Annotated in this window: 10 protein-coding genes; 8 read left to right on the top strand and 2 right to left on the bottom strand. The window is 55.5% G+C overall.

All coding sequences use genetic code 11. The features are described 5' to 3' along the window. Positions 1 to 280: 280 nt before the first annotated feature. The 4 genes from HY962_05980 (at position 281) to HY962_05965 (ending at position 2,467) form a co-directional block, all read left to right on the top strand. Positions 281 to 670, top strand: coding sequence for a RidA family protein (locus HY962_05980; GenBank protein MBI5646462.1), 390 nt, complete (start codon positions 281 to 283; stop codon positions 668 to 670). 98 nt (positions 671 to 768) lie between these two features. Further along, the gene (locus tag HY962_05975) at positions 769 to 1,188 is read left to right on the top strand and encodes a RidA family protein (GenBank protein MBI5646461.1); all 420 of its coding nucleotides are present in this window, start codon (positions 769 to 771) and stop codon (positions 1,186 to 1,188) included. Between the two features lie 198 nt (positions 1,189 to 1,386). Further along, on the top strand, positions 1,387 to 1,635 hold the full coding sequence (locus HY962_05970) for a cytochrome c (protein ID MBI5646460.1): 249 nt from the start codon (positions 1,387 to 1,389) through the stop codon (positions 1,633 to 1,635). A 49-nt stretch (positions 1,636 to 1,684) separates the two neighbouring features. Continuing rightward, on the top strand, positions 1,685 to 2,467 hold the full coding sequence (locus HY962_05965; protein ID MBI5646459.1) for a type 1 glutamine amidotransferase domain-containing protein: 783 nt from the start codon (positions 1,685 to 1,687) through the stop codon (positions 2,465 to 2,467). A 9-nt stretch (positions 2,468 to 2,476) separates the two neighbouring features. Here the strand turns inward: HY962_05965 and HY962_05960 are convergent, their stop codons facing one another. After that, positions 2,477 to 2,809, bottom strand: coding sequence for a (2Fe-2S) ferredoxin domain-containing protein (locus tag HY962_05960; protein ID MBI5646458.1), 333 nt, complete (start codon positions 2,807 to 2,809; stop codon positions 2,477 to 2,479). A gap of 74 nt (positions 2,810 to 2,883) precedes the next feature. Between HY962_05960 and HY962_05955 the strand changes: the two genes are divergently transcribed. The 4 genes from HY962_05955 to HY962_05940 all read left to right on the top strand — a co-directional run bounded on the left by HY962_05955 (position 2,884) and on the right by HY962_05940 (position 7,767). Continuing rightward, entirely contained in the window at positions 2,884 to 3,507 is a 624-nt protein-coding gene (locus tag HY962_05955; GenBank protein MBI5646457.1) for a hypothetical protein, read from the top strand. Between the two features lie 87 nt (positions 3,508 to 3,594). Next, positions 3,595 to 4,257: an HAD family phosphatase gene (locus HY962_05950; protein ID MBI5646456.1), complete on the top strand. Its 663-nt coding sequence runs from the start codon at positions 3,595 to 3,597 to the stop codon at positions 4,255 to 4,257. Positions 4,258 to 4,294: 37 nt separating this feature from the next. Continuing rightward, on the top strand, positions 4,295 to 5,626 hold the full coding sequence (locus tag HY962_05945; GenBank protein ID MBI5646455.1) for an insulinase family protein: 1,332 nt from the start codon (positions 4,295 to 4,297) through the stop codon (positions 5,624 to 5,626). 26 nt (positions 5,627 to 5,652) lie between these two features. Further along, complete coding sequence (locus HY962_05940; GenBank protein ID MBI5646454.1) at positions 5,653 to 7,767, top strand: insulinase family protein; 2,115 nt, start codon at positions 5,653 to 5,655, stop codon at positions 7,765 to 7,767. A gap of 625 nt (positions 7,768 to 8,392) precedes the next feature. Here HY962_05940 and HY962_05935 read toward each other — a convergent pair. Then, positions 8,393 to 9,289 carry a tetratricopeptide repeat protein gene (locus tag HY962_05935; protein MBI5646453.1) on the bottom strand — a complete coding sequence of 299 codons (897 nt, stop codon included), beginning with the start codon at positions 9,287 to 9,289 and terminating at the stop codon, positions 8,393 to 8,395. Positions 9,290 to 9,298: the final 9 nt, after the last annotated feature.

The following is a 9,298-nucleotide window of genomic DNA, read 5'->3' as shown; positions in this document are numbered from 1 at the left end:
TCCGCCGCTTCACAGAGTTGATGAACAGCGTGCGATGGTGCGGGAAATTTTCCGTGCCGTTCGGCCTCCTGACGGTCCAACGGCTGGTCCAGCGATTGACCGGACGCAGTCTCGATGGCACGCTGATCCGATACTCCGACACGTACAGTGAGGGCGTTCTTCCACTGACAAAAACAGGCATGGGAATAACCGCACCGTTTTCTCTAAAACATTGGGTTGGGTTCTTTTCTGCATCGTACACTGTCCGCTAACGAAACAGCACATACTTGAGGAGCGATCCATGAGTCTCAATCGTGAAACCGTGTCAACCGAACAGGCGCCCAAGGCGATCGGTCCGTACAGCCAGGCCGTGAAGGCCGGCGGGTTCGTTTTTATTTCGGGGCAGCTCGGATTCGATCCGTCCACAGGCGCCTTCGTATCTTCGTCTGTCAGCGAACAAACACGGCAGGTACTTGAAAACCTGTCGGCCATTCTTCAGGCAAGCGGATCGTCCCTCCGTGATGTCGTTTCATGCACGGTATATCTGAAGGACATGAATGATTTTGCCTCGATGAACGAAGTGTACGCATCGTTTTTCCAGGAAAATCCGCCATCCCGCGCGGCAGTAGAAGTATCACGTCTTCCGAAGGATGGCCTGGTGGAAATCAGTTGCATCGCGCTTGTCCCCTGACCTGCAGTCCTGTGCCCTCACCAGGACGCGTCACAGACTCACATTGATTCAGATCCACGGAGGATGAAATGATCCGGCTTGTAGGCATCGTTCTCTTCATGCTGTTGACACTGCATCCTCTGGCCGCGCAAGACAGTGACCGCCGTAGTATCACCACGCCCAACGCTCCGGCAGCGATAGGCCCGTACAGCCAGGCCGTCACTGCAGGCACAATGATATTTGTTGCGGGACAATTGGGGCTTGATCCTTTAACCGGCGCTTTTGTTGAAGGTGGGATTGAGGCGCAGACACACCGCGCACTTGAAAACATCAAGGCGATCCTGGAGGCCGATTCCAGCGGCATGAAGGACGTTGTATCGTGTACAGTGTACCTGAAGGATCTGGAAGATTTTTCGAAGATGAATGCAGTCTACGCAAGATTCTTTCCGGCGCCCGCGCCGGCGCGAGCCACAATCCAGGTAGCCCGTCTCCCGAAAGATGGGCTCGTGGAAATTTCCTGTATTGCCGTTCGACAATAGAGGATGGCCCATGCTGGTGCCGGTGTGGCTCCGCTCACTGTATCAATTTCTAGGAACACCATGTCGACATCGATTCGCAGTTACGCCCGATCGCTCCTCATTTCCGGAGTTTTGACATCCATTGTTGTCGTGTCCGGATGCGGTAGAAGCACAGAAGATCCAACAGCCGGTTTGCCTGGAAGGGCCGAGTACAGCGGTTTGAACTGCCCCCTTTGTCATGGCGAATATGCGGAGGGCACGGAGCGGGCGCCAAAACTTCGTGAACTCGGAAGAAATTTTTCTCGCGAGCAACTTGTTGAGTACCTGAGCGATCCCGATGCGTACATCGCAAGAGATTCGCGGTTGACCGCGCAGCAGACGTCCTATCCAGCCGGGATGCCCGCCTTCAGACATCTCGGCACCGAACGGTTGGGGCTGCTGGCCGACTACCTGCTCACACTGAAGTAAATTCGATCCGCCGATTTTTTACCACTGTATCACATTCGATGTTCTTGCCATGAAGTCCTGGTTCAACGTTGCACGCGCACTCCTTTTCGCATTCGCACTTCTGTTCCCCTGTAGAGTTGCCTTCGCTCAGACCGAGGCCCGTGTTCTCATCGTCACAACAAGTCAGTCGTCGCTCTCCGGGCTTCCCACGCGCACGGGTTTCCATCTCCCGGACGTCCTGCATCCATATTACGTATTCCTTCAGGCCGGATGGACTGTTGACATAGCCAGCCCGGCAGGCGGCAAGGCGCCTGTGGATCCTGCCAGTATTGACAGTAGCGACAGATGGTTCACTTTCTCTCGCGAGGATACTGTCCTGCAGCAGAAACTCAGCACCACGATCCCTACCGCCCGCATCTCGCCCTCCGCGTACGACGTGGTCCTCTTTGCCGGAGGACATGGTGCTCTGTGGGACTTCCTCGTGGATGAAGCGGCCCATGGATTGACTGCCAAGATCTTTGCCAAGCGCGGCATTGTGGCGACACTAGGCCAGGGGGCTGCAGTGCTGTTGAACACGAAGCTCAGCACTGGTGAGTACATTTACGCCAAAAGTAGAATCACCTGCGCGACGGACGAGGAGGAACGCCTTCGCGGAATCAATGAAAATCTCCCCTACGCACTCGAAACCGCCCTGCGGCGAGGCGGGGCCATAATCTTTAAAGGTGCTGCACACGTGTCGAATGTGATCGTGGAACATCGATTGATCACCGGGCAGAATTCAGCTTCCGCACGAGATCTCGCAAAAGCCGTTGTGGAAAAGTGGAACGAGCTTCAACTGCCCGAGAAGAAATAACTAGCGGCTTCAGACGTGACCGTACGCTGCGTCCTTTATTCGGAGACGCTCCACCGGGGTCCCGCCCACGATATGGGATTCCACAATCTCTTCGACATCGTCGACTGTGACGCCACCATACCATACGGCGTCAGGATAGACCACCAGACTCACGCCAAACTCGCAGGCATCCAGGCACCCGGCGCTATTCGCCCGGATCACATCATTCAGGCCCATGCTGCGGAGCGCCTCGCGGAAACGCGCACGCACTTCCTTTGATCCTTTGTTTGCGCAACAGCCGCGAGGGTGACCTTCCGGCCGCTGATTCTCGCAAATGAATACGTGCCTTTCGAAACGTGTCATGCTTTTGCCTCGGAGATTACAATGTGTCCAACCGAATACTCAACGAAGTCACGCGGTCGACGGTTCCTCGAGTCATGAACCCCACTTCCATCGCGCGCGCCGCCTCGGTCCTGATGGTGCCTCCTGTGCCCGCGGCCATTGTCTGCACGTTCTATGTTCTGCACTACGAGCATGGCGGTCTCGCGCATCTCGCTGCTGTCTGGAGCACCGCTGTAGCCGCTTCCGGGGGCATCCAGATCGCATTCGTCTTGTGGTTGACCCACAGGGGTCGTGTGGGAGCGTACGACGTTCCAGAGCGCTCGCAGCGCGATGGACCGTATCTGTTCAGCGTAGCCACCTCGCTGGTCGGTATGATCGTCCTCATGGTACTCGACGCTTCGATGTTTTTATGGGGTCTCCTCTGGTGTTATTCCGTCAACACCCTCATCCTGGCGATTATCAACCGTTTCTGGAAAATAAGTGCACACATGATGGGCACTACCGGACCCCTGAGCGCGCTGGTTCCGATCACAGGGCCGTGGCTCATCGTTGCAGCACCATTTCTTGTTTTACTGGGATGGTCGCGCGTTCACCTCGGATCGCACAATGTGGCGCAAGTCGTGGCCGGAACTCTAGCGGGTGTGATCCTCACGATCCTGCAACTTTTTCTCGTTTTCGCGTATGGACCTGAATTGGCCGACGCACTGCTGAATCCCTGACAGGGATGAAATTCGCCACCGTGATTATCGCGCCGGTTTTCTTATGTTTGTAGGATATTCTTTTTCGGATATTTAACACGGACGCGAATGATTCAGGCGGTTCTTTTTGACCTCGACGGAGTGATCGTCAATACGATTCATTATCACTATCTCGCGTGGGAGCACATGTTTTCGGAGTTGGGGGGAAGCATCTCCGAGCATTCGATACTGCTGCATGAGGGACGCGCATCAAGGGAAATCCTGCCTGTTCTCCTGGAAGAGGCCGGAGTAAGCATCCCCGAATCCTCGTACGCGGATTTTATCAACCGTAAGCGCGAATATTACCGTTCCATCGTGCATGTGACCGAGTACCCGGGTGTTTTCGACGTCATTCAAGCGTTGCGTGAGCGGGGTCTGCGCACGGCTCTGGTCACCGCATCCGCACGCAAGAATTTGGAGAAGTCATTGGATCCCGGCAAACGCGCCTTCTTCGATTTCCTGATTTCAGGCGACGAAGTGCATCGCGCAAAACCGGCTCCGGACCCATATCTCGCAGCCATGAATCACCTCGGACTCACACCGGCAGACTGCCTCGTGGTTGAAAACGCACCGCTCGGCATCGAATCCGCGAAGAACGCCGGTATGCGCTGTATCGCAATCGAGACAACGCTCGACGCATCGTATCTGCAGGAAGCAGATTATATCGTGCATGACGTTCGCGAACTTCTCGAGCACCCCGCCTTGGCGTCAGGTGCCCCCGGCGATGAATAAACGTTACTCCGACACCACCCACTTCAGGACCACTGTTATGAAACGTTTTCTTCTGTTCTGCGCCATCGGCGCCGCGTTCCTCGCGCGGGCGACGGCGCAGGATTTTAAGCCCATCCAGTTCGAAGAGTACACACTCAAGAACGGCTTGCGTGTCATCCTCCACGCCGACCGCACCGCTCCGACCGCGATGACGTATCTGCTGTACAAAGTAGGTTCAAAAGATGAAGTAAGCGGCCGTACCGGCTTCGCCCATTTTTTTGAACACCTGATGTTTGAAGGTTCAGCCAATGTCAAACGCGGAGAGATCGACAAATTCATCTCGTCCGCCGGCGGGCTCAACAATGCGTCGACATCGAATGATCGGACCGACTATTTTTTCAAGGTGCCGGCCAATCAACTGCAGCTCGCATTGTGGATCGAATCAGACCGGATGCTCTCTCTCGCGATCGATTCCCTTGGAATTGAGACGCAGCGCAAGGTGGTAAAGGAGGAATTGAAGCAGCGCTACGAGGGGCGTCCGTATGCTACGATTCAGGAGAATCTGTTCAAACACACGTTCGGCGGGACGCAGTACGAGTGGACTCCCATCGGCAATCCTGAAGACATCAACCGCGCCACACGTGAGGAATTCACATCTTTCCACAAAAAATACTATCTGCCGAATAACGCATGCCTTGTTGTCGGCGGCGACATCGACTTCGTGCAGACAAAAAAGTGGATTGAGGAATACTTCAGCAGCATTCCATCGGGACCGACTCCTCCGCGCGTGACGGTCACCATTCCTGATCAGAAAGAAGCGCGCACAGTCACCATCGAGGAAAAGAACACGCCGCTTCCGGCTGTGATCCAGACCTATGTGACAGTGAATCAGCGCCACCCCGATGCCTATGCCCTCGAGTTCCTCGGATCAGCGCTCTCCGCCGGCAACAGCTCGCGCCTCTACCAGCGGCTTGTCGACAAGGATCAGCTCGCCCTCGCTGCGGCCGGATTTCCCTTCTCGCTTGATCAGGCAGGCATGTTTGCGTTCTACGCCATTGCCAATCAGGGCGTGGAGATGGACGCGCTTAAAAAGGCGATCGACGAAGAAATCGCCCGTATCCAGAACGAGGGCATCACTGAGGAAGAATTCCAGAAGCTGCGGAACAGCAAGGAAGCGGAATTTATCGCTGGTCTTACCTCGCTTGACGGCAAGCTGTCGAGTCTCGCATACTATTCCCTGTTCTACGACAACACGAATCTGATAAACGAGGAGTTTGCGCGCTTCATGTCGGTGAAACGCGACGACATCCGACGCGTGGCAACCACGTATTTGCAGCCCATGCGCCGCAATATCATTCAGTACGTTGTCATGGATCAGAAACAGAAATGATGCAGGCCAGCACAAGGAATACAGTCATGAACATTGCACGAAAAGCTCTCCCGTACCTGCTCATCCTGGCCTTATTTACCGCGTCAGGTGTTTTTGCCCAGGTCGACCGTACTAAAAAGCCCTCTCCGGGTCCGGCCCCAAAAGCCGCATTCCCCGCCTTCCATGAATCGACGCTCAAGAATGGACTGAAAGTCTTTGTCGTCCAAGATACTGAGCAACCTCTTGTCACATTCCGGCTCTTGATCAAGTCCGGCTCAGAATTTGACGGCAAGGAGAAGTCCGGCCTCGCGTCCATCGCGGCGGACCTTCTGACAAAGGGTACCACGACACGCAATGCTCTTGCCTTTGCAAAGGAATCGGATTTTCACGGCATCAACATCGGGGCATCCGCCGCTGACGACATGATGTCACTCTCCGGCTCGGGCTTGAAAAAGCATATGCAGAAAATCCTCGAATTGATGACAGATGCTCTTTTCCGTCCGACGTTTCCCGAAGAGGAACTGGACAAAACGCGCAAGCAGATCCTTTCAGGCCTTGCTGTGAACAAAAAATCTCCCGAGGAAATCTCGTCACGTCTCGAAATCACGCGCGGCTTCAATCGGCACCCATACGCAAACTTCGAAACGGAGGCCACCGTCTCCGCGATCAAACGCGAAGACCTCGTCGGTTTTCACACTCGGTATTTCATTCCCAACAATACGTCCATCGCCATTGTGGGTGATGTTTCTCCGAAGGAAATTCTCCCGATTCTGGAAAAGTATTTCGGAAGTTGGAAGACCGGCGCAGCACCGAAATCCGACTTTCCCCTGCCGGAGCCGATCACCACATCCACTGTGCATCTTGTGGATCTCGGCAGCACGCAGACGCAGACCACGCTCTCGATTGTCACAACGGGCATGCCGCGTAACAACCCCGACTGGCCGCTTTTCGGACTGCTCAACTCGCTGCTTGGGGGAGGATCCAGCTCGCGTCTGTACAACAACCTGCGCGAAAAACACGGCTTCACCTACGGGGCATATTGCAGCGCTGATGGGCGGAAGCAAGCCGGAATCTGGACCGCCACAGCCAGTGTCAGACGAGTTGCCACGGATTCATCCATCAAAGAGATCCTCCACGAAATGAAACGCCTGCAGGATGAGCCAATTCCCGCCGACGAACTCGACATGCACAAACAGTATCTCGCAGGCACATATCTTCTGAGTCTCGAGTCGCCCGCCAGAACTGCGCAGCGCGTCCAGGATATCGATCTGTACGGACTGTCAAAAGATTACTACGCGACGTACGTCAATAAAATCATGAAGGCGACACCCGAGGACCTGCGAAGGATCGCCCGACAGTATCTCCGTCCCGACAATGTCGCCATAACTGCGGTGGGCGATGCATCAGCACTGCTGGAATCCTTGAAGGCCTTCGGCACTGTGAAGATGTACGATCCGGACATGCAACCGATCGACGCGAGTGCCATGGCCAAACCCGACATCGACGCCGAGACGCTGATTGCACGTCATATACAGGCACTCGGTGGGGCGGATAAAATGTCTGCCGTGAAGGACCGCAGCCTTGAAGGCACAATCACAATGAACTTCCAGGGCCAGAGCATTCAAGGAACCATGTCCGACATCAAGAAGGCCCCGAATAAAAGTTATCAGAGGACCGTGTTGAATTTCATGGGTCAGGAGATGGTGCAGGAAAAATGGAACGATGGCACAACCGTGGTATCGACCAGCCCTATGGCTCCTGAACCCATAGTTCTCGAAGGAGAGGAATTGGCGCAGGAACTCGAGAAGGACATTTTTAACGAGTTGCTCCGTTACAAAGAACTCGGGTATACCGTGGCAGTCACCGGTAAAAAGCCTGTCGATGGCAAACCGGCGTACGTTCTTACGATCAAACGCACTCATGGGACCGGCACCTACTTCATCGATGCGTCCACGTATTTATTGCTCGGTGAAGAAACGATGCAAAAAACACCAGCAGGCGAACAGGCGATCATGGTCTCTTACGGCGACTATAGACTGGTGGATGGTGTCATGTTGCCCTTCAAAGTGAAAATGGATGCGGGAATGATGGCCATGGAAATGGAAGTCGTCAAGTACGTGCAGAACGGCACTGTTCCCGACGATACATTCAAGGCCAAGTAACAAGACCTGTCTGGTGGGCGCGCCCACCGGTTACAGTAACCCGAACGCCGAACGCCCCTCTCCCATGGGGCGTTCGGCGTTTTGCCCCTGCCGCTCCGTCTCCCTTTCGGACTCGATCAGGGGATTACAACAGCCCAGCGCGTGTCAACGTGCCGGAAGCGGTTGCAACTCCCGCGTTGTGGTGTGCCCGCAACACAACCGGGATGCGGGTATTGACTCTCGGCACAGTGCCGCAATACTCGCCCGCACATGCTCCAGACTGCCGGGATCGACACTGCAGGCAGAATAGAGACAGTCGGTTCGTCCTATCGCGCCCGCCAGCGCTCGTACGGTCCGGTGGACGGTGGAGGGATGCGATAGCAGGGCGAGGCAATGCACGGTTCGCGCCCCGAAACCAATGTCTGCAAGAACCGCACCTTGTTCCTCCCCCGCACGCCGCAGACGTGACACAGAAACTTCAGGATTCTCGTGCGAGGGTACATCACGCCTCGGATGGAGAATCAGATAGGACCAACAACTCGTTCGCGGGTAAGGCATCTTTCCTCCGTGTTTTGGGTGGAACAACCGGCTCCACACCTTGTATGCACGAAACGGAAAAAATGTTCCCGCAAAAGACGAAAAAAATTCAGCTCCCGGCTTGGCTGTCGAGCATGCGGCGAAGATCCGCAATGCGCGAGATATACTCGTCTTGATTGTCCGGATATTTTGCGCAGAGCGTGAGATAAATCTCAATCGCCTCGTGGATATTGCCCTGGCCCACGTATATCTCCGCAAGTGTTCGTGTGACAGGCCGAGTGCTGTAGTCCACCGGATGAGGAAGTTCGGTCCATTCAGGATCAGCTTTCTCATCACTTTCGACCGGCGAGACGGATAGGCGTGCCGATTCGAGTGTGTGCGCGAGTCTCTCCAGCTCTGTTCGTTCGTCTGGATCGTTTATCTGATCAATCTCACCCGATACGCCGCCCGTCTGCATGTTCCCAGCATCCTGGTGCTGACGCGAGACTGCATCCAAAGGGCTTGCACCCTGTGATTGAACGAGGAACGACTCCATACCCGGGATAAGATCATCGACCTTGCTGACACCGCGACGTGGTCCCTTCTCCTGCGGAACGCTCAACCCCTCATCACTAAGCACACGTCGTTGTGCGTCGAGAATACCATGGTCCGTGGGCATCTGCATCTCCGCGGCATCTATCATGGCGCGCAAAGCAGCGACCGCGGCATTGTCAGGATATTGTGCCGCCGCATTTGCGAGCGCACGTCGTGCATCGCCAAAGCGGTGTTGCGCGCACTGTATCCGGGCAAGCACGATCCACCCGGAGATGTATCCCGGATGGTGCGACACTCCCTGCTGCGCCAGCCGCAGAGCTGCTGCGAGACTGCCCCCCGCCAGATGCTGTGCGGCAAGCCGAGCAAATGCGATGGATGCAGGATGCTGCTGCAACACCTCGCCGTACATCACGAACGTCCGGTTATCCATGCGCGTGCGGCTGTGTTTGATGGCGGTTACAAAAGAGGCCACGACCGGTTG

This window comes from Ignavibacteriota bacterium, from assembly GCA_016218045.1.
Lineage (GTDB): Bacteria > Bacteroidota > Ignavibacteria > SZUA-365 > SZUA-365 > JACRFB01.
Note: the sequence above shows the minus strand (reverse complement) of the source record. Positions and strands in the feature narration are given on the sequence as shown.